Below are 25,280 nucleotides of genomic sequence, written 5' to 3'. Positions count from 1 at the left end.
GTCTCCATTTATTCCATGGTTGGCATTGTGAAACTACTTTCGTGATGCTCTAAACGCACACTGGCTGGCCAACGGCTTGTCACCGTTTTCATGCGAGTATAGAAGCGTACACCATCATTTCCATGCACATTTAAAGGGCCAAAAATTGAACGTTTCCATCCACCAAAGCTGTGGAATGCCATTGGAACAGGAATGGGAATATTGATACCAACCATACCCGCTTGAACATTCTCTTGGAATTCACGCGCCGTTTCGCCATCACGGGTAAAAATCGCGGTTCCATTACCATATTCGTGTTGATTAATCAGTTTCAACCCCGTTTCAAAATCTGGTACACGGACAACGGCAAGCACGGGTCCAAAAATCTCTTCTTTATAAATGTCCATTTCAGGAGTGACATTATCAAATAATGTTGGCCCAACGAAATAGCCATTTTCAAACCCCGTCACTTTAAAATCTCGACCGTCAACTAACAGAGTCGCGCCTTGTTTTTCACCACTGGTAATGTAGTCACAAATTTTGGCTTTATGTTGCGCAGAAATAACTGGCCCCATATCATTTTCTTTACCTTCTGTGATACCAGGGCCAACTGTCATTTTAGCGATTTGCCCTTTCAGGTTGGCAATCAACGCATCTGCGGTTTCATCACCAACTGCTAACACCACAGATAGAGCCATACAACGCTCACCCGCGGCGCCAAAACCTGCACCCATAATGGCATTTGCAGCCTGACCCATGTCGGCATCAGGCATTAAGATACAATGGTTCTTCGCACCGCCTAATGCTTGGCAACGCTTGCCATGAGCAGATGCTGTTGTGTAAATATATTCTGCAATTGGTGTTGAACCGACAAAACTGACCGCTTGGACTTCTGGCGCGGTTAATAAGACATCAACAGACTCTTTATCCCCTTGTACAACGTTAAACACGCCATCTGGTAATCCCGCTTCTTTCAGCAGTTTTGCTAGTTCCAATGCTAAGGATGGATCTTTTTCAGAAGGTTTTAAAACAAAGGTATTTCCCGTTGCAATCGCTACTGGAAACATCCACATTGGCACCATTGCAGGGAAGTTAAACGGCGTAATCCCAGCACACACGCCTAAAGGTTGCATTAATGAATGGCTGTCCACGCCCGTTGCCACATTGGCTGAGTGCTCACCTTTTTGTAAATGCGGAATCCCACAAGCAAATTCAACAACTTCCAATCCACGGGTCAACTCCCCCACTGCATCGGAAAAAACTTTACCGTGTTCTTTTGAAATTAGGCGAGCCAAATCATCCATGTTGTCTTCGAGTAATGCTTTAAATTTAAAAAGGATGCGAGAACGTTTTAACGGTGATAATTTTGCCCATTTAGGGAATGCGTTATGTGCAACTTCTATGGCTTTTTTCGTTTCATCAGCGCTGCTAAGCCCCACTTGTGCAATTTGCGTTCCTGTTGCAGGGTTAAATACTGGCGCAAATCGCCCACTTTGACTGGATACGATTTCACCACCAATAAAATTATGAATCTGTTCCATGCTGCCTCTCTTTAGCTGATAGAGTTACCTTGTGTTATTTAATGTATATGAAATATTCATTTCATTTTCAACCAAATTTGAAATAACATTCAATTTATGTGATCCAGCCAAAGTTTTTATGAAATTTTCTATTCACTTTAAAGACACTCGTTTCAAAAACTGTATTTAGCCATTAACTCCCCCAAGAACAATCAAACTTATCGGGTTAAATGCGGCGGTTCTAGTGTATTCAATAAAAGAAGAACATGAGGTAACCCATTCAATTTGTTGAATGAAAACTACATAGTTTAAGATAGGCGATGAGAAAAGGCTTGGTCGTATGAACTGATTGTTTCAAAAAGATTCGACTAACGGCACAAAACAACTACAATTAGAGCCAAATCATGGAGGTTATATGTCAAGTGCAGCAAATTTAAATGAGTTTCAAGAGCAAGTTCGTGCACGTTATGACGAACTCAGTAAACGCTTACAACAGGTAGCGAGGTATGTGCTCGATAATACTAACAGCGTTGCCTTCGATACCGTTGCCGTTATTGCTAAAGAAGCCGATGTTCCCCCATCAACACTGATCCGCTTCGCCAATGCTTTCGATTTCAGTGGCTTCAATGAAATGAAACAACTATTTCGAATGAATTTGGTTGAGGAAACCGCTAGCTATACAGATAGAGCAAGACTCTTTCGTGAAATGGATAGTGAGCAGGAGCTAAGCGATGATCCAGCTCAAATTTTAAAAGAATTTGCGCATTCAAACGCACAAGCATTGCAGCAAATGGCAGCAAGAACGCCTGCTGAAGATATGGAAAAAGCTGTATCATTATTGGCAGGAGCACAAAATGTCTACATTATTGGCTTACGCCGTTCCTTTAGCGTTGCAACTTATCTCAGTTACGCACTGAGTCATTTAGAATGCCGCCCAATTTTAATTGATGGGCTGGGTGGAATGTTTAAAGAGCAAATCAGCCGAATTAGCGAAAATGATGTTGTTATATCGATCAGTTTCACACCTTATGCCTCAGAAACTGTGATGGTAAGTGAAAAAGCGGCTCAAACAGGGGCAAAACAAATTGTTATCACAGATAGTCAAATCAGCCCATTGGCCAGTTTTAGTGATGTCTGCTTTGTGATTAAAGAAGCCCAAGTTGATGCTTTTCGTTCACAGTCTGCTACATTATGTTTAGCCCAATCACTTACTGTAGCCTTAGCCTATCGCCAAGGCAGCAAGCTCATATAAGCATAATTGCTCTTAACTCACTCCTCCATGGGTTAAGAGCCTTCTATTTAGCTGCTCTATATTAGCCATTCTTCCTCTCCCACACTTTTGTTCGACTCGACAATTTAAATGTGATTTTTCGACATTATTTTCTGTAAATTGTGAGTTACATCAGAAAATACAAATTCCAACAAAACATTAAAATGAAATTATTATTTCACCCTGTTATGTTGAGATTATGTGAATTTCCGATAGGCAGCAAAAATAGGGGTAAAACATGGTAAACACACACTTTCTGTATTTACTAGGTCACCTTCGTTTACTTGAAGAGCAACATTCCGTCACGTCCCTAGAGCGTACTGGCGTTGGTTTAATCGGAACGTACAACCAAAATTTACCGTATATTCAAGCAGTCAAATTGAGCGCACATCATTGTGAGCTCAAAGCAATTTGTGATATTGAACCATCGTTACCATCAATGAGCTATTATATGTGCCAAAAGCGCAAAATCGAGGAACTGATAAATAATGATGATGTGAACTCCATCATCATGACATCAGTGTGCAGTGATGAATTACTCAAATTCACGATAGAACGCACTATCGATGCAGGAAAAGATCTCTTGCTGAATAATATCCCCAACTATAAAGAGCCTGAGCTAACTGAATTATTTAAACAAGCAAAACGTAACGGCGTTTGCATTTATTACAACCCAGTGCTTTCTTTTGAAGATACATTTAATCAACTCAAAACGTCTTTAGCTGTTAAAAATAAATCCGAAACAGGGTTATTACGACTTTCTTCCCATCGAATGATCGAGCCTGAAAATAGACTCCCTTTCAATACATTACGCAGTGCATTGACGCAAAAAGTTGAATTACTTTTATCGTTATTACCTGACTTATCCCTAACCGAAACTTCAGTTCAATACTCACACCCTTTCGCAAAAATGGAAAATGGTGATGTTCTCATTATTAACCTTCGCCATAAAGGCGGGCTGCTCGTTTCAATTGAGCTATTTTTTAATACTGGAAATATTACCGATAAAATTTCACTTAAACAGTGTAATCACAGCTATGAAGCTGAGAGTAAATTTATTATTAATAAAGAAAATCAAAGCATTAACGAGAAAACATCTATCGTTAAGCAACTTGACCAATTTATCCTAAAATTACATAACGACGAAAAATTATTGCAAAAGAATCACTGGTTACAAGCGAACAAACTTACTGACGAAATAATAAACCATCTAACTAATAATGGTTTTATTTAGTGTAACTTCATTTTTGAATACCTGATGAAGTAAAAAGCAATTCGCTTTCGTATTTCATAACGTATTGAATTTATATAATGTATATTCAAAATGACAATTCACAAAAGACATCTTATAGAAGCTAGTCTGATGACTGACATTACAAATTAACTAATGCAATGTACTGCGCACTCCACTATTCGTGTTAACAACGCCATATAAAAAAGTGGTTGGCTCTAAATTAAATAAATAAGCAAATTGAAATAATGAATCAACATCAATACAGCTATCACCGTTCTCAAAACGACTCATTTCATCCTCCGAAACGCCAATTAAAGTCGCTGTTTGTTTTATTGTCATTTTATGACTCTCTCGTTGCATTCTAATTTTTAAGCCTAACATTTTAGCGATATTATCTTTACTCATAACTCCCCCAAATAGATTTAATAACATTACAATTAATCGAGGCGTAAATTACCATTCCCATTAAGTGTATAAATTGATTCATAATAATAAAACCTCAGTTAAACACATCAAAATAAGACTATTTCTTTATAAATAAAACCAAAAAATAGAAGTATCCATTTGAAAATAAACGTTTTTTAAGATTACATCGTTACACTCTAAAGTTGAATTAGATCACAAATTAATTCCCCAAAAAACAAAATGGATTTTCTTTTTAAGAATAATCCAATAATGTTATTCTAGTTTTGTAATTTACTTTTTAATTAAGTTAAAATTCTAGCTTATTTTCCCTATCTTATAAAATCAATCTGAGCTATTTATTGTTATTTCCTTAGAATTAACGTGACAATTTGTTTTCAACCGTATCAATAAGTTTCCATCACCAAGGATTAGTCAATAAAAACAAGCTCAAAACTAATTTTCAACCTTCAAATCATAAAAAATTCAGATATCTATAAAAATATTCAAATAACTTATCCCCCCCATAAAATAAAGACAAGATTATCTGCTGCATACAATTCTTTTTTTAATAATCATTAAAATACCATCTAATATTGACGTATCATAAGTGATAATCTTCTACCTTATTTGACACCTTATTTTTATATATTAATTTAATACTAAAATTAAGTTTATAAAAATTGAGTTTTATCTTTTTATTAGGCAATAATTTAAGTTAACACCGAATAGGCGTATTGCGTTGATTTTTATTTAAATCATACAATTGCAAAACTTACTTAACTTCACATCTTTTTAATTAAATTGTCAGTAGACATGCTATCCTTATTTAGAGGACTCATGAATACTCACCTAACATTGGCTCCTGCTATTGATAGTTTTGCATTCTGTTGATCTTAAGTAAAAAGCGAATTGAAAGGATTATCATGCTACAAGAAAGCGTTATCAGAGAAATCATTCTTTGGATTGAACAAAATTTAGAATCTCGCCTATCCCTTGATACAGTTGCCGATAGGTCTGGATATACTAAATGGCACTTTCAGCGTCTATTTAAAAACCAGACGGGCTTAGCATTAGGCTCTTATATTCGTGCTAGGCGTCTATCTTGTTCCGCTGTTGCGTTGCGATTAACCAATGATAGCATTATGGATATTTCTCTTCGTTATCGCTTTGATTCTCAGCAAACATTTTGCAGGGCCTTCAAAAAGCAGTTTAACCTGACACCATCTGAATACCGAAAACGTGAAGGCTGGAAAGTTGACGGATTCTGCCTCCCAATTCGAGATAGCAAAGAATTACAAGTGCAAGTTAGATTAACCCAATTAACTGCAACCAATTTATTGGGTGTCCAACACCGTTATACACAAGATATCAATGAATGGAACCTTAAGACTGAAGAGCTCAGACGTCATTATTGGAAATTATTCCTTGATAATAACCAATATGTTACCCAACATTTATATGCTATTCATGGTGTTGATTTAAATGCTACCGAAGAAGGCCGTTTCTTATATACCACGGCTTTAGATGAAAAAGATGTAGATATCGTTCCTGCACAAGCAAAAAACTTACAAGTCCCCGCAGGAAATTATTTAGAAATCAAATTCGATGGCAGTCTGCAAGGGATTGATTATAACGATATCATTTACACAGCATATGGCAAAGTACTCGCAGAAATGGACATTATGCGTGGGGATGGCTCCGATGTTGAGCTCTACATATTGAAGTCTAAGCCAACTTATCATGATTTTATTAATGACCCACATAACTATATTCAAGAACTCAATTATTATATACCCGTCATAATTTAAAAAATTTCTTAGTAACCCGCTAATAAATAGCGGGTTACTCTCATATTATAAATTAAAATGTCACGTTTACTTTAGCCCAAAACGTTCTACCAGGTTCATTCACTGGCATATTAGATGAATAACCAAATCCGCTATTACCCGCTAAATTTAAGTGCTCACTGTAGGTTTTATCAAACAGATTATCGACCCCAGCGCTTAATTTCACATTTTCATTCACTTTGTATGCAGTATTTAGTGAGAAAATGGTAAAGCCCGCGCTTTTGCTAAAGTCTTTTCCCACCACATTGCCGTCATTGATAGCCACACGGTTTTGGCGACTCACAACACGAACTAAGCCCGTTGTTGTCCAGTCCCCTTTTTCCCATGACAAACCAAAGCGACTTTCAAGAGGTGGCATCTGAGGAAGCGCTTTACCGTCTGTTCTGTTTTCTCCCCATGCATAAGCAAGGCTAGCATCAGCTTTCCACTCGTCACTAAGTTTTTGTGCTACGCCTAGCTCTCCCCCCATAATCATAGCATTCACATTTTCAACTTGACTCATCCGTGGATTGCTGGCGCTATAACGGAAAAGAATGAAATCATCAACACGGCCAATATAGGCAGAAACCCACGCATTGGTATTTTCATGGCTATACTTTGCCCCAATATCAAGTTGAGTTGTTTTTTCTGTTTTTAGGCGGTCAAAAACATTGTGGGTACCATCCGGCCCCATTTTCGGTGAAAATAATTCCCAATAATCTGGAAAACGTTCAGTGTAACCGATACCGGCATACAGCATAACAGGGGTATTTTCGAGGGAATGCTCATAACGAGCAAAACCTGCTGGCATAACGGTGTTACGACCTGATGAACCGATTTCTTTATTATTTTCAACAAGTACACGATCCAAACGTGCCCCGCTGACAACCTTTCCTTGTGTGGTAGCTTGCCATGTTAACTCACTAAATAGGCCGTAATCTTGGAATTGTGCATCTTTCACCCAACCACTTGTACTTTTGCTGCGGTGCTTATTGGTTTGCATATCTGCCCCCGCTCGCAGCTCATAGTCCGTCCAGAGCCATGTTCCCATCACACGGCCGCCCATCGTTTCACGGTCAACACGCATTTTCATTGGCATATTCATCATACCGTGACCGCCATGCCCCATCCCCATATGTCCGCCCATTCCGCCACCTGATGGTGAGCGTAGAGAATAGTTATCCATAATATGGTCAGCATAATTGTAATAAGCACTGGCTTCTATTTTGTCGAGAACATCACCGATATTGCTCTTTTCAAAACGAAGTCCATAACTTTCACGTTTAAATTGAGAGCCATCCATGCCACGCCCTGCATAACGTGCTTCACCATCACCTTTCCCAGCAGTAAGTTCTAATAACGTGTATTCATCTGGCGTCCAGCCAATTGCAATATCCGCATTCCATTTGTCCCATTTCGACGGGACTTTATCGCCATTGCCATCTTTATAGTCATTAGAACGGGATTTATTGCCAATAACACGTAAGTAACCTGTTTCGTTGCCCACGCTAACATCCGCATTCGCATCCCAACGGTTATTTGACGCGGTTAGCGCGCTTGCATTTCCTTTAATTCCACCTTCGGTGAATAACGGTTTTTCACGTTCAAAACGAATTGTCCCTGCTGAATTACCGGGTCCCCAGAGCACCGTTTGAGGCCCTTTAATCATATTAAGCACATCAAAGTTTTCAGGGGATATATAAGATGTTGGCGCATCCATCCGTGATGGGCAAGCCCCTAGCATTTCGCTGTCATTGGTTAAAATACGCAAGCGCGAACCAAACATACCACGAAAAATAGGATCGCCATTGGTTCCACCATTACGAATTTGGGAAAAACCTGGGATAGTTTTGAGGTAATCAGAGCCATCACTAGCAGGAACAGGCTGCCTTGGTGTTTTTGGCGACGTCGTGATCGTTAATGGTGAATCAACGGGAGCAGTGACAATCATGACTGAGCTTTCAGTGATTGGGCTTTGGTTAATCTCATTTTTTGCCATAACCGAGGCGGAACAAATCGCGCTGATAACCAATGTTGCTGCAGGTGCAAATTTAAATTGCAGTGTATTCATTTTTAACCTGTTTCTTATATCAATAAAAATACCACCACCTTTGCTTTAATCACAAAATCAATGCTTCCCTACAGGGATGTTTCTTGAAAATATAATCAAATTCAAGACGTACGCAATCGACCTTGCTGAATAAGGCAAAAATAGAATTAGTTTGTTGAAATATTCATGCTAAAGAAAATCAGATTATTGGTGGTGCTCTGGCTAAACGCAAAGTCCAAGGTCTAAATAACCAAAGCTGGACACTACGTTCAAATGGTAGGAACAGTGTTAGCGTTGCGAGCTGCCGAATAACGGCTGCAATTAATAAGATAAGAAACGGAAAATGAACCAATAACTGACAGTAACCGCAGGCAATATCTTCCATCGGTGACTGCCCAATCCCCGTCATTAACAGGTGATTCATTGCACTGCTATGTTCACAACCTTCAGGCATCAACATCCCTTGATGCAAATGCATCGAATGCTCTGCCATTACAGTGTTCTCTGTAACGTTATTCGTCGCTATACAATGATTCATCTGTTCCATCGATTTAGAGATCAATGGCGCAATGAACAACATAGCAACGGCTAATAACGCCAGATAGGCAGCAAGTTGTCTGATTGAGGGGCGCAGGTGCAACGTTTTTCCGTCATCTGGGTAGATATTTATAGCGCGCAATTGTATCTTATTTAGATTCTCATTGTTATTGATATTTGTGTAATATGTTAATTCAATATGAGTTTTATGAGTATTTTTAGTGATATGCGGTCAATATTCTTCAAGAATAAAATCAATCAGTTGTCTGATTAACAAACTCACTCAAGCTCCTTGAAATACCTTATCAAACTAAAAAACAAAAAATGCGGCACTCCAATAAAGTGCCGCACATGTTTTCTCTTCAGATAAAACGCAAAATAGATCAGTGTATTTATGCCAATAAATTTGCTGGGTTATCAATACAAAGACGGTTAATCATTGATTTATCAATACCTTTTTTCGCAAGTAAGGATAAGAAAACATTAGGAACAAACCCCCAACCATTTCCACCATTTTTAGCCCACATCTGCTTAAGGAACACATCATGGCTTAACACAATTTGCTGACCATAGCCCATCTCAATCAACTTACAAACCGCATCTGCAGTTTCTGTCACTGTAGGAGCAACCCCTTCTTTTGGAAATGAAATATCAAGGCCTATCATGTCAAATTCAAGCCAAACTCCTCGGTCTAACATCCGACGCTGGTAATCAAAGTCTTTCCCTGATGGGTCTGAGTGCGCCAATGAAATTTTAGCTGGGTTAACGCCCATTTCCTTAATTAAGATATCAAGGACTTCATCACCACGACGCTGCCAGCCTGGCATGTGGATATTCATAGAAACGTGGTCATTTGCCAACTGTGCAACAGAGGCCGCGCGTAAACTGTTCTTTTCACCTTCAGTAAAAAAAGGTGAAACACCGATTTCACCAATCATACCAGCACAGATATCGGTTCCATCAATACCAATATTCAGCTCATCATCAATCATTTTAGCCATGGCATCGATATCGTTGACGAGGCGAGAGCCTTCAAACTTTTCGATATATAAACCAGAAGAAGCGACAACATTAATGCCCGTTTCAATCGCCACTTCACGTAATTGGTGTACATCGCGACCAATCGCCTTTGAGCCTGTTGCATCGACTAATGTTCTGCCACCTAATTCTTTGAAGTTATTCACTTCATAGATAACATCTTCAATGGGTTTTTTATCCATGTTATCGCAACAGCAATACGGGTCATGTTTAAGGCCCCATTGGATGTCTGCACTCACTTTTTTATCAACCAGAACGTGCGAGAAATCATAGAATGGTTCATCGACAACCGTTGATAAATCGTTAAACAAATGTTCATGTGGTAGTGTCAGTCCCATATCTTCTTTTTTAACAGGCCCAATCACTGTTTGGATATACCCTTTCATCTTTATACTCCTGCGGCTTTTGTCGCTTTTGCTTCTCTAAACTCAGGAATGGTGGTGATAATCGCTCCCACTAAAGCAAATACAGTGCCGATGATAGTGACTAAATAAACGGTATTACCGAGAGATGGTAATAGAAGGTCAATTAATACAGAACCAAGTAACTGGCCAGCCGTTGAAGCCACACCTAACATCAACAAACCTAAACCGCGAACTAAAATAGCCATTAATGCAATCGACATAAGCCCTAATGGACCACCTAAATACATCCACCAAACGCCAGGTAAATCAAGGGTCAAATGGCCTAATGCCATACGGATCACTAACGCAATCGTTAAAACAGTAAAGCCAACAATAAAATTCCATGTGATAGAAACCATCATAGAGCCAGTGGCTTCGGCCACTTTTGAGTTACCTGCAGGCTGCCAACCTGCTAATAAACCCGCTAAGAAAGGCAGAATAGCTAAATAAATTGCTGAGCTGGAATGCCACTGTGGCGACACCACAAATAAAGTAGCAACGACAGCAAAAACGGCGCCTAATACACGAAAAGTAGTAAACGGTTTTTTCTCATCAATACCAATGCCAAAACGGTCGCATAATAATCCTGAAAGTAATAATGCTGAAATCAGTGCTGTTTGGAAGGTAGCAATCCCTAATGCGCTGGCTGATGCCCCTTCAGAAAATACCACCATTGCGCCACATAACCCTGCAAACCAATTCCATAGTGGGATTTTTTTGTTCTTAATTAAACTCGGAATTGCTGCAAATTGTTGTCGAGTTTGTTTTTTCGCAATAATGATAAAAAACATCACAACCAAACCACTGGCAAAGGAAATAACCGCACTCGCATTACCATCTTTTAAAACATCACCGAGCTGCCCATTCACTGCAGATTGCATTGGCGATAACATACCGGCCAATACCGTTGCTATCATTAAAAACGGAGTAGAATAACTTTTAACACTCATAAAATATTCCTTTTGGATTTTGACTATGAGTCATTATTTTTTGTAATCGGCTTACAAAGTGCTGAACATAATTCAGCACTTATTTTCTTTATTGTTTGGTTTTTTACTTTTAAAGAATTAATTAACGTGCGATTTGCTTTAGAATATTTACCCACATATCTGAATAATGTTCCCAAGCCATAAACTCACGACTTCCCCAATGCGGCGAACAGTCACTCATAAAACAACCTGTTTTTCCGTTTTCATATTGGCCAAAGACCAATAATGGATCATCACCAATATTTAAAACAACTTCTGTATTTTCTCTTGGCTTAACTTTGTTATAGCCTAAGAACATCGGCCAATTACCAAATCCTTTAATTGCTTCATGCTGCATATTTTGGGGTGTTGCGAAAATACCTTCTGGCGTTTCCACACGGTCATCGCCATCTAACATTTCGACTGGTAATACATCGGCTAATAACGTATTTTTATAATTCGCTTTGGCCTCAATACCCATAAAAGATAAATAACCACCGATCATTAATAAGCCGCCACCTTGACTAACGTATTGCTTAATTAGGCCTAATGCATTTGGTAATACTTTCATATTATAGAAAGTATCATTTTGTAATAGGAACGTATTAGCACCGATATCACTGATTACAACAACATCATATTTTTCTAATTCTTCGACAGTTTTCGGAAATGCCATTTGCACTGTGTGGGCTGGCATATAATCAATTTCTACACCTTTATTTTTTAAGCACTCTAGTAAAAATGTAGCACCTTCTTCATATTTACTTGATGTAAAGCTGTCATAACCTTTTGTGTGGATCATATGGATATGCCATGATTCACCAATAAATAAAATTTTCATTTTTTTCCTCGTTTCAGAATATTAATTTATTCAGGGGATTGAGTCACAACCTGCGAGTAGGTTGTTTGATTAATACGATGCATAACATTAATATCTTCAGGCATTTCTGAAGCGTTGCTTGTTTCAACAGCCAGGGATGAAAACGCTGATGCATAACGTAAGGCATAAGAAAATTGTTTTCCTTTTGCTAATGAAGCGGCTAGAGCCCCATTAAATGCATCACCTGCACCCGCCGTATTTTTAACAACGGCAGTGTAAGCCGGAGAATAAATGAACTTATTACCATCAAATGCAATAGAGCCTTTACTTCCGAGTGTAATGACAACCTTTTTTACGCCTTTGTTATAGATAATTTCAGCTGCTTTTTTGGCAGTTTCAATGTCCACAACATTGATGTCAGAAAGCAAACTTGCTTCTGTTTCATTCGGTGTCAAAATATCGACCTTTCCAATTAGCTCATTTACGATGTTATTGTAAGGCGCAGGGTTTAAAATAATCGGAATTTTATATTCATTGCCAATTTCGATTATTTCCCTTAATGCTTCAACATTCGTTTCTAATTGAAGAAGAATAATATTTGAATTTACAATTTTATCTTTCTGAATTTTAACTTCATCCGCAGAGATATCCATATTTGAACCTGGATAGATAGAAATAATATTTTCCCCACTATTTTCAGAAACAAATATAGATGCCGTTCCTGTTTGGTATTTTTCTGTTTGGTATATTGTTGATGTTTTTATTTTTGATGAAGAAATAAAATTTATTGCATACTCACTAAATTGGTCTGTTCCTATTTTAGTAATAAAATGCACAGGAGAATCAGAATAACTTGCAGCTAATGCTTGATTACACCCCTTTCCACCTGGTGAAAAAATAAATTTATTCGATAATAATGATTCACCCGCTTCAGGAAGTCGAGGTAAATAACTAATCATATCAACGTTAAATGAACCTAATACACATACTTTACCTAACACGGCATCATCCTTATCTGTTCTTTCATTAAAACTTTCATTGCACTCAAGAAATTGAATAATTTCTTTCTTAGCAACTTTGTCTAGGGTTTCAAATTCAATATATGCGCCACCATGGCAACGGCTAATAATCCCTTTTTTTGCTAAAGAATTTAAATCCGCCCTAATGGTTTCTTTCGTGACATTAAGTTCTTTCGATAAAACAGAAACTTTTGCTGCGCCTGTATTTTTTAAAATACTAATTATTTTCTTATGTCGTTCTGCTTTCATGCCATTTTTACCTCATGGCATTTACTCTAATTTATACCTTGTTGCGTTAATGTGACTATACTCATACCTTCCTATTCAAAAGCAAAAAAAAGCAAAAAGCATAAAAATAAAAACAAAAAAAACCAAAAAAGAACAACCAAAGTAAAATACCCTATTATTATCAATATAATATTAGAATTGATTAATTAATTTAATTGAATTTCAACTAATAACTTTAAAGATAAGAAAATATTAACTCTCATTTTATTCGTTATTTAATTTTCAAATAAATAGTTTGTTTATTATTTTAAAGTTAAATTATCAATCTGTTATGCGATACAGGTTTAATTTTATTGCAATAAATATATTTATTCATCGCTATAATCTATCAATAAAGAAGAAGTGTCTATTTGTGATGATATTCACAATTCAATAAATTAAAAAAAATCTAAAATAGGAACACGCTTAATTTGATAAATAGGGCAAAGGTAAGCTAAGTGGAATTGGGATGATCTGATAGAAACGTTCCCCCTTAAAGCAAAAAGTTGTTCGCTGAAGGCGCTAACGTGACCTGAATGAATTTGAAACTATAAAAACAAAACGGGGGCTTACGCCCCCGTTTAGATCATATTGAGCAAAATCGATACTACTTATCAGCTGACGAGCCTTTCTTTTCATGCACCATCATCAGTGCTTGCTCCACGCTACGCTCAATAATCACTCGGCGCTGGTCATTCTCGGGCAACAGTTTTAGCATCATTTGCCATGCTGAAATTGCCTCTGCATAACGTTCTTGTTCAAATGCATTGAAGGCAAAAATGCTTAACGCTTTTACATTCGTGCGGTCTTCTGCAATCAGCTTTTTCAGTAACTCTGCACCTTGACGGTTATCTTCAGGATCAGAAGAACGCGTTAACACTTCTGCATAACCTATCACTACATTTTCATCTTTCGGCGAAAGACGATACGCGCGGCCATAAGCATCAGTTGCCATAGTTGCATTACCAAGCACCATACCAATGCGCCCTAGCATCACCCATGCTTCTAAATTTTGCGGATCTTCTTGTAAGCGAGTACGCAAGCCTAATGCTAAATGCTCCATTTCTGCATTATTCAGCGGTGGCTCAGAAGGGTCTAAGGCTCTATCCAGCAAAGCAGGTGCTTGTTGATAAGCATTGTTCCAATCAGTCACCTTTTCATAACTACCCACTTGGTAATATGCCCCCGCCGCAACACCTAGTGCAATCAATACGCCTGGTAAATAGACCCAATTACTTGCCCGTGAAGCTTCAGGAACTTCATCTTCTTCACCGTTTTCCACCTGCTTGATACGCACACGTTTTTTCGAGCGGGCAAAAATAATCCAGCCACCAATGATGATAGCGACAAATGGCAGCCCCCATAACATCATTGTTAATGGCGTTAAGGGTGGGTTATAAGTAACAAAGTAACCATAACGCGCCACCATATAATCGACGATTTCATCACGGTTTTTGCCTTCTTTCATCAACTCATACACTTTTTGGCGTAAATCCAGCGCAATCATCGAGTTAGAGTCGGCAATACTGTTATTTTGGCACTTAGGACAACGCAGCTCTTCTGTTAATTTACGAAATTGCTGCTCTTGTTGTTCGTTATCAAACGTAAATACTTCCGTAGAGGCATACGTGATTGTTGCACTGAGTGCAAGCATCAATAGACCGAGTAAATACCTCATTGGTTCGCCTCCTGGTTATAGCGCTCCCAAAGGGGTTTAAATTCTTTTTCCCAAATACGTTCATCCATTGCCCCTGCGTGGCGGTAACGAATAATCCCATTGCCATCAATAAGGAAGGTTTCTGGTGCACCATAAACCCCGAGATCGAGCGCTAACATACCTTCACCATCAAATAGGCTTAATGCGTAAGGGTTACCCAGCTGACGCAACCATACAATTGCTTTATCGCGTTTGTCTTTATAATTTAAGCCAACCACACGAACACCTTGCGCTGATAACGAGTTGAGGTACTGGTGCTCCGCACGGCAAGTGACGCACCATGTTGCCCAAACATTCAATAAGATAGGCTGACCTTGCGTTAACACCTCTGACTCGTAATGCTTTCCAGGGTTTTCTAACGATTCCAAGCGGAAAACAGGTACGGGCTTACCAATTAATGCAGACTCTAATAAACGTGGGTCATCGCCTTCTGCATTACGCATTAACTGCCACAGCAACACCGCGGCTATCCCTGCGAAGATAATAAAAGGGATTAAAAAGACTTTGCGGTTCATGCCGTTTCCCCTTGTAATTTACGACGACGATAACGTGGGTCAAACAGGCAGAATAATGCGCCAATTGCCATTAACACACCACCAGACCAGATCCAGCGAACAAATGGCTTATAATACAAACGCATAGTCCACGTATTTTTATCGACTTCCTCACCAAGGGCGGCGTATAAATCGCGGGTAATACCACCATCAATCGCGGCTTCCGTCATGACAGCACGGCTCACGCTATAAAAGCGTTTTTCAGGCATTAAGATACTCACCACTTTGTCGTTTTTGGTGACAGAAATACTGCCGATAACCCCTTGATAGTTCGGGCCATCTGCTTCACGTACACCATTAAAGGTGAAGGTGTAACCGTGAATAACAATGTTATCCCCTGGTTTCATTTTCACATCACGCTCAATGCTGTAGTTTTGGCTAAAGGCAATCCCTACAATCGTTACCGCTAAGCCTAAATGAGCACATACCATACCCCAGTAGCTTGGCGTCAGTTTGATTTTTTTGCTGATGCGCACTTTCATTTCAGCGAACGCTAAAATGGCAATCCATATCGCCATCATCAAACCAACAACGGTCAATGCCTCAACGCGGTCTTCCATTAGCATTGGTAATGCGAATGACAGAATGAGCGTCATCACTGTCGCAATAATCAGCATTTTTTTAATCGCTGCAGGACGGTCTCGTCCCCAACGAACCAATGGTCCAATCCCTAATAACAAAGCAAATGGCACCATCAATGCAATAAACATGGTATTAAAGAACGGCTCACCGATAGAAATGGTGCCTAACCCAATTTGTTTATGAACTAACGGCAGTAATGTGCCAAGCAGCACGACGAGCATCGCCGCAGTTAAAATCACGTTATTACCCAATAACATTGATTCACGCGACCATAGCGCATTGTTAACGCGTGAACGTACTTTATGGCCTCGCAGTGCAAACACGAGCAGCGAACCGCCGATCACCAGCACCATAAATGCTAGGATGAAAAGCCCACGGGATGGGTCAGAGGCGAACGCATGCACAGAAACTAACACGCCCGAACGCACCAAGAATGTGCCGAGTAAACATAATGAGAAGGCAAATATCGATAAGAGCAATGACCACGCTTTAAATGTCGCTCGTTGTTCCGTCACCGATAAAGAGTGAATCAATGCCGTTCCCACTAGCCATGGCATAAAGGAGGCATTTTCTACTGGATCCCAGAACCACCAGCCGCCCCAGCCAAGTTCATAATAGGCCCATGCGGAACCTAACATGATTCCAAGCGTTAAGAAAAACCATGCAGCCATCGTCCAAGGACGGGCAAAACGGGTAAAGGAGCTGTCTAATCGCCCACTGAGCAAGGCCGCAATCGCAAAGGCAAATGCCACTGAGAAACCCACATAGCCCATATACAATAAAGGTGGGTGGAAAATAAGACCGGGGTCTTGTAACAATGGGTTCAGGTCGCGCCCTTCAATTGGGAACGACGGTAATGTGCGTGAAAATGGGTTTGAGGTAAAAATGATAAACAGTAAAAAGCCAACACTCACCATCCCCATCACCGCAAGCACACGAGCTACGATGTCTAATGGCATGCGATAGCTAAACAGCGCGACCGCAAATGTCCAGCCACTCATCAACAAGACCCATAACAACAATGAACCTTCGTGAGCGCCCCACGTTGCGGCAACGCGATACCAAATCGGTAGTTGAGTATTCGAGTTGTTCGCCACATAAGTGACAGAAAAATCATTTACGACAAACGCATTGACGAGAACAAGAAATGCCCCCGTTACACAAAGAAACAGTAACCACGCCAACGGACGCGATGAGGCCATTAAACGCGTATCGTTACGCGCCACTCCCCACAGTGGGTAGATAGACAGCAAAACGGCAAGGCCGAGTGCCAAGCACAGTAAAATGCTACCAATTTCTGGGATCATGACGCATTTTCCTTATAGGCTGCGGCTGGTCTCCGATGGTTTTCTTGCATTGCTTTTTCCACTTCTGGCGGCGTGTAATTTTCATCATGTTTGGCTAACACTTCTTTCGCTAGAACATGATTATTTTCTTGTAATTCACCTTGTACGACCACACCTTGCCCTTCTTTAAATAAGTCTGGCAAAATTCCGTCATAACTGACATCAATTTCTGCTTCTGCATCATAAACGGTGAAGGTGATTTTTAATGATTTTGGATCAGCATCACGCACAACACTGCCTGGCATGACCATACCACCCACACGTAAACGCTGCCCAACTTCAGGCATCTGCTGAGTTTCACGTTTACCGTAAATGATTTCACCGGGTGTATAAAAGAGATCAATACTTGAGCGCAGTGCGTAGAGGATCAGCGCTAGCGTTAAGCCAACACCAATAAGTATGGAACAAATTAACCAAAGTCGGTTACGACGACGAATATTCACATCTCCTCCCTACGCGCTCTTGCGGTTTTTTGTCTTTGTTCGCGAGCTTGCTGTTGAATAATGGCATTAATGATCATTTTTCGTTGGATAACGGTATGCACACAGAGTAGCAATATAGGGATTAAGGTCAGCGCCACCGCCAACCAGACATAAAACCCATAGCCTCCCATCGCAAAGAAATCGCTCCAAGATGCAAATGCGCTGGTCATTTAAGGCGCCCTCCTTTTTTCACAATATCGAGCACCCAAGGGCGGTTACGTTCGAGGATCAATAACTGATTACGTAAGCGAATGAGTGTTAAAGAGATAAATAAGAATAGATACCCAAGGATAGCTAGGCGCAGTGGTGTGCGCATCGCTGGGTTGATACTTTCTTGCATGCGTGTCGACGGCTGATGCAGTGTTTGCCACCATTCAACAGAGTAATGAATGATAGGTAAGTTAATCACGCCAATTAATACTAAAATCGCCGCAGCTTTGCCCGCTGTACGGCGGTCATCAAAGGCATGCCATAACGCAATAACGCCCACATACAGAAAAAATAGAATTAATTCAGAGGTTAAACGTGCATCCCACACCCACCAAGCGCCCCACATCGGCTTACCCCATGTCGCGCCAGTGACTAATGCAATAAAAGTAAAGACCGCGCCAACGGGTGCCATTGCGGCAATCGCCAGCTCCGACACTTTCATCTGCCACACTAGCCCAATAAAGGCAGTGATCGCCATCGTGGCATAAATCCCCATTGACCACATCGCAGCAGGTACGTGAATATACATAATACGGTAACTCTCGCTTTGCACTTTATCGGTTGGTGCAAAACCAAAACCCCAGACCCAACCTACCGCTAAACAAATCACACTTAATATAATAAACCACGGTACTAGACGCCCACATAACCGGTAAAGGTTAACGGGGATGGCAAGTTGATGAAGCTTTTTCCACATAGTTTAATTACCCTGATTTATTATATTGTTAGTAAATGCTGAGTGACAGCATCATACAATACACATTAAAAAAGCAAAGATATTGATTTAACACAAATATAACTTAGGCTGATTATACTCTTATGCATAATCAGCCTATTTCATGATCATCACTTATAATTCATTGAGATAACCAATCATAAAACGATAACTCCAGATTAAAAGCCTGGTTCAACTTCACGCATATCAGGAAGCTTATGTGCAATCCCTTTATGGCAGTCTATACAGGTTTTACCCTCCGTAACGGCTTGGTCATGCATTTTGGCAGCCACCCCTTTTTGGGCAGTGAAGTCCATATACTCAAAGTTGTGGCAGTTACGGCACTCCTGCGAGTCATTGTTTTTCATTCGCCGCCACTCACTTTGCGCCATCGCTAAACGGTGATCTTCAAATTTTTGCGGCGTATCGATAATGCCAAAAATTTTCCCGTATAATTCTTTACTGGCTTGGATTTTACGCACCATTTTAGGACCAAATTCGTGAGGTACGTGACAATCTGGACAGGTTGCACGAACACCACTACGGTTAGTATAGTGAATCGTATCCATATATTCTTCATAGACATTTTCACGCATTTCGTGACAGCTAATACAAAACTCTTCTGTATTCGCCATCTCCATACCTGTGTTAAAGCCACCCCAGAAGATCACGCCACTGACAAAACCAATCAGCAATAACGTGCCTAATGCTAAGCGGCTAGGTCTACGCCACCATTGCCATATACGTCCAATCAGCCCAAACAAGCCTTTTTTCTTCGGCTTTTCACCTGTTGTTGGTTTTTCGTTATTATTTGCCATAATTCCCCCTTATTTCCCAAAACCTTTGGATGGGGTAAATGTGTTATCAATGATTGCCGGAGTATCCGATTGTGGTACATGGCACTGTAAACAAAAATAACGGTTTGGTGCGACTTCCCCCAATACTTTCCCAGTTGCATCCATAAAGTGTGTTGGGCTAACACGTGGAGCACCTGTGGTACGGTAGTTTTCAACGCCGTGGCATTGTAAACAACGGTTCGTGTTGGTGGTAATTTGGTAACCCTCAACGCTATGTGGGATCATCGGCGGCTGGTTCACATAGTTTAGTGCCATTCTTTCTTGCTCTTTAGGAATATGAATACTTCCCTCAGTCGTACCAGACACTTCTGGCGATTGCGTCAAATCGACACCATTAGCAGCCCAAACTAGACCACTGACAACAAAGACCATACCTGCGATTGCGCGGCTTAGCGTCTTTTTCAGGACTGAATTTTTCATGATTTAGCTCCCGAGCTCCATCGTAGTGTTATTTTAAAAACATCCTCAGAACAGACATCGATACAACGACCGCAAGTAATACAGTCTTTATCAGAAATCAGTGCTGGGGCTTGTTTATCGAGGACCGGCGCACGCAACACTTGCGGCTCCGGGCAAACGTGGAAACAATCCATACAGCGGCTACAGTCTTTTTTATTCACCGCAGTGACGACCAGTGCGCCCTTACAACCCGCGACACCATACAGTGCGCCTAATGGGCAAAGGTGACCGCACCAGCCATGTTCCACTACCAATAAATCGAATAAAAACAGCGCAACTAAAACCAATGCACCACTTCCAAAACCGAAAATTAAACTACGCCCCATTAATGAAACTGGATTTAGCCATTCCCACAGTAAAGTACCTGTCACCGCTGACCCCACTAAAATCACCACCAGCAACACATAACGAATGTAGCGTGGAATGGTGGCGGATTGGTTCAAATCAAACTTACGGCGCAGCCATGCTGCAGCATCAGTTATCGGATTAACAGGGCAAACCCAACTGCAAAAAATACGTTTACCTAATAGCGCATATACACCGAACACAATAGCGGCACCGATCAGCGCAGAGATCCCTGGTAAGTAACCACTTGCTAAGCTCTCTAATGTAATCAGTGGGTCGGTCAATGGGACTGTGTCTAACAATAAGCTACTGCTATAGTTTCCGTGTAAGATCCACACACCAAGCCATGGACCACTCAAAAACATCGCTAGCACCAATAATTGGCTGACACGCCTTAACACCAACCATTTGTGGCTTTGCCACCACCCTTTTTTTGCCTGAGCTTCACGTCCGGCGTCGCGTTTACGATTTGCCATTGTTTCCCTCCAGCCAACCAAAACGGTAATGATGGCCTAATTCACCTTTCGCCAAGTCTCTTGGCAACACTTTGATAGCCGCTTCTTCCAGCACACAAGCTTGCTCGCACTTACCGCAACCCGTGCAGTAATTGCTGTTTACCGTTGGTAAGAAACGCGCGTGTTTACCTGTTCGATGATTCTGCTCAAGCTCCAATGTGATCGCTTCGTCAATAAGCGGACAAACGCGGTAACACACATCACAACGCAACCCTTGGAAGTTCAGACAGTTTTCTTGGTCAAGTAACACAGCCAAGCCCATACGCGCATCATTGATAGACTCAATGTCTTTATCCAGCGCACCACTTGGGCACACTTTTGCACATGGAATGTCTTCACACATTTCACACGGGTTTTCACGGGCGATAAAATACGGTGTTCCCGCTGCCAGACCCGATGCCAATGTCGCTAATTTCAACATGTCATAAGGGCAGGCTTGAACGCATTGACCGCAGCGCACACAGGCACTCGCAAATGCAGCTTCATTTAGCGCACCCGGCGGGCGAAGTCTCACACCGCTCGCTCGGGAGGTTTGTTGCTGAAGCCCCAGTACCACACCAACAGCCACTAACCCACCCGCAGCACGCCCTACATCACGCAAAAAGCGACGGCGACTGTTCTGAGACTTAACCTTGTTAGGATGCGTTTTCTGGGGCATTAGCAATTACACCTTTTCCAGTTTAACGGCACATTTTTTGTAGTCCGTTTCTTTCGAAAGTGGATCAGTCGCATCCAGTGTTAAATTGTTCACTAATTGCGCTGCATCAAAGAATGCCATGTACACCAAACCTTTTGGTGGTCTATTACGGCCGCGAGTTTCAACAATCGTTGTCACATCACCACGGCGAGAAACCACTTTGACTTTGTCGCCACGACGTAATCCACGATCTTTCGCATCAAGTGGGTGCATAAACACTAATGATTCAGGGAAAGCGCGGTGAAGCTCAGGCACACGACGCGTCATACTGCCAGTATGCCAATGTTCAAGAACACGCCCTGTTGATAACCACAAATCGTATTCTTTATCTGGTGCTTCTGCAGCGGGTTCAAACGGCAGTGCAAAAATAACCGCTTTGCCATCAGGTTTACCGTAGAATTGATAACCTTCACCCGCTTTAACGTAAGGGTCATTTCCTTCGCTATAACGCCACTGGGTTTCTTTGCCATCCACTACTGGCCAACGAATACCGCGAGCTTTGTGGTAAGCATCAAAGTCTGCTAAGTCATGACCATGTCCACGACCAAAACCTGCATATTCTTCAAATAAGCCTTTTTGTAAATAAAAGCCTAACTCACGGGATTCATCGTTTAATTGGTCTTCTGCTAACTCTGTCACTGGGAATTTAGTGACAACTTCGTTGGCAAATAACACGTCATACAAGGTTTTACCGCGTAGTTCTGGTTTTTTCGCCAGTAACTCTTCAGGCCACACTTCATCCGTTTTAAAGCGTTTAGAAAATAACACCATCTGCATTAAATCAGATTTTGCTTCACCTGGCGCTTGAACTTGTTGACGCCAAAACTGGGTACGACGCTCTGCGTTGCCGTAAGCCCCTTCTTTCTCTACCCACATCGCGGTAGGTAAGATTAAATCAGCGGACAATGCACTGACAGTTGGGTATGGGTCAGATACCACGATAAAGTTACGCGGATCGCGCCACCCTGGCATACGCTCTTGATTGATATTTGGGCCCGCTTGCATGTTGTTATTACACATGACCCAGTAGAAATTTAGCTTCCCGTCTTTTAAGGCGCGGTCTTGTGCAACGGCGTGTAAACCAACTTTTTCTGGGATGGTGCCCGCAGGTAATCCCCAAACACCTTCCACTTTTTCACGGTGTTTTTCGTTAGTGACCACCATGTCCGCAGGTAAGCGGTGTGAGAACGTCCCCACTTCACGCGCGGTACCACAGGCTGATGGCTGGCCTGTTAAGGAGAAAGGACCACAGCCTGGTTGAGAAATTTTGCCCGTTAATAAATGCAGATTGTACGCAAGATTATTTGCCCAAACTCCGCGGGTGTGCTGGTTAAAGCCCATAGTCCAGTAAGAAACTACTTTGGTTTTCGGGTCTGCATACAGCTTCGCTAACTCTTCTAACTGGTCTTTTGGTACCCCAGTCATTTCCGCAGTTTTATCTAAGGTATATTCCGCAACAAAGGCTTTATATTCGTCCCATGTCATTGGTTCAGAGGCATCAGAACCTGCATTTTTCGCGCTTTTTTCTAATGGGTGAGTTGGGCGTAAGCCATAACCGATATCTGTTGCACCGCGGCGTAGGTTAACGTGTTTATCCAGGAAGTCCTGATTAACTGCATTATTTTGAATAATATAATTCGCAATATAGTTCAGGATCACCAAATCAGACTGCGGCGTAAATACAATGCCGTTATCGGCAAGTTCAAAGCTACGGTGTTTAAACGTAGACAATACTGCAACACGTACATCTGGGTTAGATAAACGGCGGTTAGTAATGCGAGACCACAAAATAGGGTGCATTTCAGCCATGTTTGAACCCCACAGAACAAAAGCATCTGCGTGCTCAATATCATCATAACAACCCATCGGTTCATCCATACCAAAAGTACGCATAAAACCCACTACTGCTGACGCCATACAGTGACGCGCGTTCGGATCTAAGTTGTTAGAACGAAAACCACCTTTAAACAGTTTAGAAGCTGCATAACCTTCCCAAACAGTCCATTGGCCTGAACCGAACATGCCGATCCCTTCTGGCCCTTTTTCTTTTAAAGTGGTTTTGACTTTTTCTTCCATGACATCAAACGCTTGTTCCCACGTGATCGGTGTGAACTCACCATTTTTGTCATATTCGCCATCTTTCATGCGCAACAATGGCTGCGTTAAACGGTCTTTTCCGTACATGATTTTCGGTAAAAAATAGCCTTTGATGCAGTTCAGGCCACGGTTTACAGGGGCTTCAGGATCACCTTGGCTCGCAACAATACGGCCATTTTGAGTGCCAACAAGAACGCCACAACCTGTACCACAAAAACGGCAAGGGGCTTTGTCCCATTTAATACTTTCTTGTTGACCGACGACCGCTTTGGCAATACTGGGAGTGCCAATACCTGCCGCCGCAGCAGCGGCCGCTATCGCATTGGCTTTCATAAAGCTACGACGACTGAGTTTCATAATCTTCCTCACCTTGCTCATCCTGCTGGTGATACACCAGCGAAACATCTAGCACGCCTTCGATATCGCGTACTAAATCAATAGTATCTAACAACGTTTTACTGCCTTGCCCTTCAACAACGACAATCAGTTTTCCATTTTCAGGGGCGCTAATCGCCACTTCACAGTTCGGAAACTGATTTATTTTTTCGGTCACAGCAGACATTCGTTCGCTTTTTATTTGTACAATCAAACTGCACACTTGATATTTACTGTGCATGTTCATGCTCCACGGTAATGGCTGATACAGGGCAGCCTGCAACACAGGCACCACAGCCTGTACAGCCTTGTGTTTCTATTTTTGGCTGGTAAATACCTGCCAGTGACGGACGAAAAGAGATAACTTCAGGCTCACAACTGTCTTGGCAACGGCGACATTCAATAGATTTAAACGCAAGGCAGTTCTGACCGATAGAAACGGTGATATCCCAAGGTTGGGTTTGTTGTGGCAGAAAAATAGGTTCAGGGCAGGCGGTCGCACACGCGTAGCAAAAGGTGCATTCGCCACGTTTAAAATCGACAACAGGGTACCCACCTGCGCCAGCGTATAAAATTGTTGTTTCACAACTTTCTACACAAGCATTGCAGCGGGTACACTTTTCAATAAAGTGCGCTTCACTACCACTCCATGGCGGTCGAACCACTGGAGCGGCATTACGCCACGCACCAGTTAATACTCCCCGACGGGTGAGATCAACCATGTTGATTTCCTTTACATTGCCAACAAAATCGTAAAAAAGTACTGATAAACCGCAGTTTTTATATGTGTATTATTTATGAGAAATATTAACGATAGAGGTTAGAAAAATACATACTACCAAGTAGGTAAAAGGAGTAATAACACCACTTACAACGGAAAATCACCGCATTCGAATTCTTGATAACTTTTGAACATCAGAATGACTCAAAACAGGGAATACCGACAGTTTTTTAATTATTTTTTAACAATCATTCAATATAGATATTTAATT

General features: G+C 41.2%; 24 protein-coding genes. 3 read left to right on the top strand and 21 right to left on the bottom strand.

Annotated elements, in window-relative coordinates; genetic code table 11:
* Nucleotides 1-8: 8 nt before the first annotated feature.
* The gene (locus ACE2AL_RS06215) at nt 9-1,520 is read right to left on the bottom strand and encodes a CoA-acylating methylmalonate-semialdehyde dehydrogenase (RefSeq protein ID WP_206082754.1); all 1,512 of its coding nucleotides are present in this window, start codon (nt 1,518-1,520) and stop codon (nt 9-11) included.
* A gap of 394 nt (nt 1,521-1,914) precedes the next feature.
* Between ACE2AL_RS06215 and ACE2AL_RS06210 the strand changes: the two genes are divergently transcribed.
* Both ACE2AL_RS06210 and ACE2AL_RS06205 read left to right on the top strand, forming a co-directional pair.
* Nucleotides 1,915-2,751: a MurR/RpiR family transcriptional regulator gene (locus ACE2AL_RS06210; protein WP_206082755.1), complete on the top strand. Its 837-nt coding sequence runs from the start codon at nt 1,915-1,917 to the stop codon at nt 2,749-2,751.
* Nucleotides 2,752-3,007: 256 nt separating this feature from the next.
* Entirely contained in the window at nt 3,008-4,003 is a 996-nt protein-coding gene (locus ACE2AL_RS06205) for a hypothetical protein (RefSeq protein ID WP_241016783.1), read from the top strand.
* Nucleotides 4,004-4,153: 150 nt separating this feature from the next.
* Here the strand turns inward: ACE2AL_RS06205 and ACE2AL_RS06200 are convergent, their stop codons facing one another.
* A complete protein-coding gene (locus tag ACE2AL_RS06200) occupies nt 4,154-4,408 on the bottom strand; it encodes a helix-turn-helix domain-containing protein (protein WP_206082756.1) in 255 nt (84 codons plus the stop codon).
* A 923-nt stretch (nt 4,409-5,331) separates the two neighbouring features.
* Here ACE2AL_RS06200 and ACE2AL_RS06195 point away from each other — a divergent pair.
* Nucleotides 5,332-6,216, top strand: coding sequence for a helix-turn-helix domain-containing protein (locus ACE2AL_RS06195; protein WP_206082757.1), 885 nt, complete (start codon nt 5,332-5,334; stop codon nt 6,214-6,216).
* A 52-nt stretch (nt 6,217-6,268) separates the two neighbouring features.
* On the opposite strand, the gene ACE2AL_RS06190 is transcribed toward ACE2AL_RS06195, so the two are convergent.
* From ACE2AL_RS06190 to napF, 19 genes are all read right to left on the bottom strand, one after another.
* Nucleotides 6,269-8,305 carry a TonB-dependent copper receptor gene (locus ACE2AL_RS06190; RefSeq protein ID WP_375084154.1) on the bottom strand — a complete coding sequence of 679 codons (2,037 nt, stop codon included), beginning with the start codon at nt 8,303-8,305 and terminating at the stop codon, nt 6,269-6,271.
* Between the two features lie 178 nt (nt 8,306-8,483).
* Nucleotides 8,484-8,963: a DUF2946 domain-containing protein gene (locus ACE2AL_RS06185; protein WP_241016784.1), complete on the bottom strand. Its 480-nt coding sequence runs from the start codon at nt 8,961-8,963 to the stop codon at nt 8,484-8,486.
* Between the two features lie 250 nt (nt 8,964-9,213).
* The gene (locus ACE2AL_RS06180; RefSeq protein ID WP_206082759.1) at nt 9,214-10,245 is read right to left on the bottom strand and encodes a phosphotriesterase; all 1,032 of its coding nucleotides are present in this window, start codon (nt 10,243-10,245) and stop codon (nt 9,214-9,216) included.
* Between the two features lie 2 nt (nt 10,246-10,247).
* The gene (locus ACE2AL_RS06175; RefSeq protein ID WP_206082760.1) at nt 10,248-11,213 is read right to left on the bottom strand and encodes a DMT family transporter; all 966 of its coding nucleotides are present in this window, start codon (nt 11,211-11,213) and stop codon (nt 10,248-10,250) included.
* 121 nt (nt 11,214-11,334) lie between these two features.
* Nucleotides 11,335-12,072, bottom strand: a complete 738-nt coding sequence (locus ACE2AL_RS06170; protein ID WP_206082761.1) for a glutamine amidotransferase — start codon at nt 12,070-12,072, stop codon at nt 11,335-11,337.
* A gap of 26 nt (nt 12,073-12,098) precedes the next feature.
* Nucleotides 12,099-13,319: a PfkB family carbohydrate kinase gene (locus ACE2AL_RS06165; RefSeq protein ID WP_349415692.1), complete on the bottom strand. Its 1,221-nt coding sequence runs from the start codon at nt 13,317-13,319 to the stop codon at nt 12,099-12,101.
* Between the two features lie 625 nt (nt 13,320-13,944).
* A complete protein-coding gene (locus ACE2AL_RS06160) occupies nt 13,945-15,015 on the bottom strand; it encodes a cytochrome c-type biogenesis protein CcmH (RefSeq protein ID WP_206082763.1) in 1,071 nt (356 codons plus the stop codon).
* Entirely contained in the window at nt 15,012-15,569 is a 558-nt protein-coding gene (locus ACE2AL_RS06155; RefSeq protein ID WP_206082764.1) for a DsbE family thiol:disulfide interchange protein, read from the bottom strand. The genes ACE2AL_RS06160 and ACE2AL_RS06155 overlap by 4 nt, the downstream gene beginning before the upstream one ends.
* Nucleotides 15,566-17,497, bottom strand: coding sequence for a heme lyase CcmF/NrfE family subunit (locus tag ACE2AL_RS06150; RefSeq protein ID WP_375084153.1), 1,932 nt, complete (start codon nt 17,495-17,497; stop codon nt 15,566-15,568). Before ACE2AL_RS06150 ends, ACE2AL_RS06155 begins: the two co-directional genes overlap by 4 nt.
* Nucleotides 17,494-17,979, bottom strand: a complete 486-nt coding sequence (gene ccmE, locus ACE2AL_RS06145) for a cytochrome c maturation protein CcmE (RefSeq protein WP_206082766.1) — start codon at nt 17,977-17,979, stop codon at nt 17,494-17,496. The genes ACE2AL_RS06150 and ccmE overlap by 4 nt, the downstream gene beginning before the upstream one ends.
* The gene (ccmD, locus tag ACE2AL_RS06140; protein ID WP_206082767.1) at nt 17,976-18,188 is read right to left on the bottom strand and encodes a heme exporter protein CcmD; all 213 of its coding nucleotides are present in this window, start codon (nt 18,186-18,188) and stop codon (nt 17,976-17,978) included. The genes ccmE and ccmD overlap by 4 nt, the downstream gene beginning before the upstream one ends.
* Nucleotides 18,185-18,925, bottom strand: a complete 741-nt coding sequence (locus ACE2AL_RS06135) for a heme ABC transporter permease (RefSeq protein ID WP_272539087.1) — start codon at nt 18,923-18,925, stop codon at nt 18,185-18,187. The genes ccmD and ACE2AL_RS06135 overlap by 4 nt, the downstream gene beginning before the upstream one ends.
* Before the next feature lie 197 nt (nt 18,926-19,122).
* On the bottom strand, nt 19,123-19,761 hold the full coding sequence (gene napC / locus ACE2AL_RS06130) for a cytochrome c-type protein NapC (RefSeq protein ID WP_206082769.1): 639 nt from the start codon (nt 19,759-19,761) through the stop codon (nt 19,123-19,125).
* Between the two features lie 9 nt (nt 19,762-19,770).
* On the bottom strand, nt 19,771-20,220 hold the full coding sequence (napB, locus tag ACE2AL_RS06125) for a nitrate reductase cytochrome c-type subunit (protein ID WP_206082770.1): 450 nt from the start codon (nt 20,218-20,220) through the stop codon (nt 19,771-19,773).
* Nucleotides 20,217-21,080: a quinol dehydrogenase ferredoxin subunit NapH gene (gene napH, locus ACE2AL_RS06120; protein WP_272539086.1), complete on the bottom strand. Its 864-nt coding sequence runs from the start codon at nt 21,078-21,080 to the stop codon at nt 20,217-20,219. Before napH ends, napB begins: the two co-directional genes overlap by 4 nt.
* Entirely contained in the window at nt 21,067-21,777 is a 711-nt protein-coding gene (napG, locus tag ACE2AL_RS06115) for a ferredoxin-type protein NapG (RefSeq protein ID WP_206082772.1), read from the bottom strand. Before napG ends, napH begins: the two co-directional genes overlap by 14 nt.
* A 6-nt stretch (nt 21,778-21,783) precedes the next feature.
* Nucleotides 21,784-24,270: a nitrate reductase catalytic subunit NapA gene (gene napA / locus ACE2AL_RS06110; protein WP_375084152.1), complete on the bottom strand. Its 2,487-nt coding sequence runs from the start codon at nt 24,268-24,270 to the stop codon at nt 21,784-21,786.
* On the bottom strand, nt 24,251-24,529 hold the full coding sequence (napD, locus tag ACE2AL_RS06105; protein ID WP_206082774.1) for a chaperone NapD: 279 nt from the start codon (nt 24,527-24,529) through the stop codon (nt 24,251-24,253). The genes napA and napD overlap by 20 nt, the downstream gene beginning before the upstream one ends.
* Nucleotides 24,519-25,010, bottom strand: a complete 492-nt coding sequence (gene napF / locus ACE2AL_RS06100) for a ferredoxin-type protein NapF (protein ID WP_206082775.1) — start codon at nt 25,008-25,010, stop codon at nt 24,519-24,521. Before napF ends, napD begins: the two co-directional genes overlap by 11 nt.
* Between the last annotated feature and the right edge of the window lie 270 nt (nt 25,011-25,280).

Origin of the sequence: Providencia xihuensis (genome assembly GCF_041953405.1) — a bacterium.
Classification (GTDB): Bacteria; Pseudomonadota; Gammaproteobacteria; order Enterobacterales; family Enterobacteriaceae; genus Providencia; species Providencia vermicola.
Note: the sequence above shows the minus strand (reverse complement) of the source record. Positions and strands in the feature narration are given on the sequence as shown.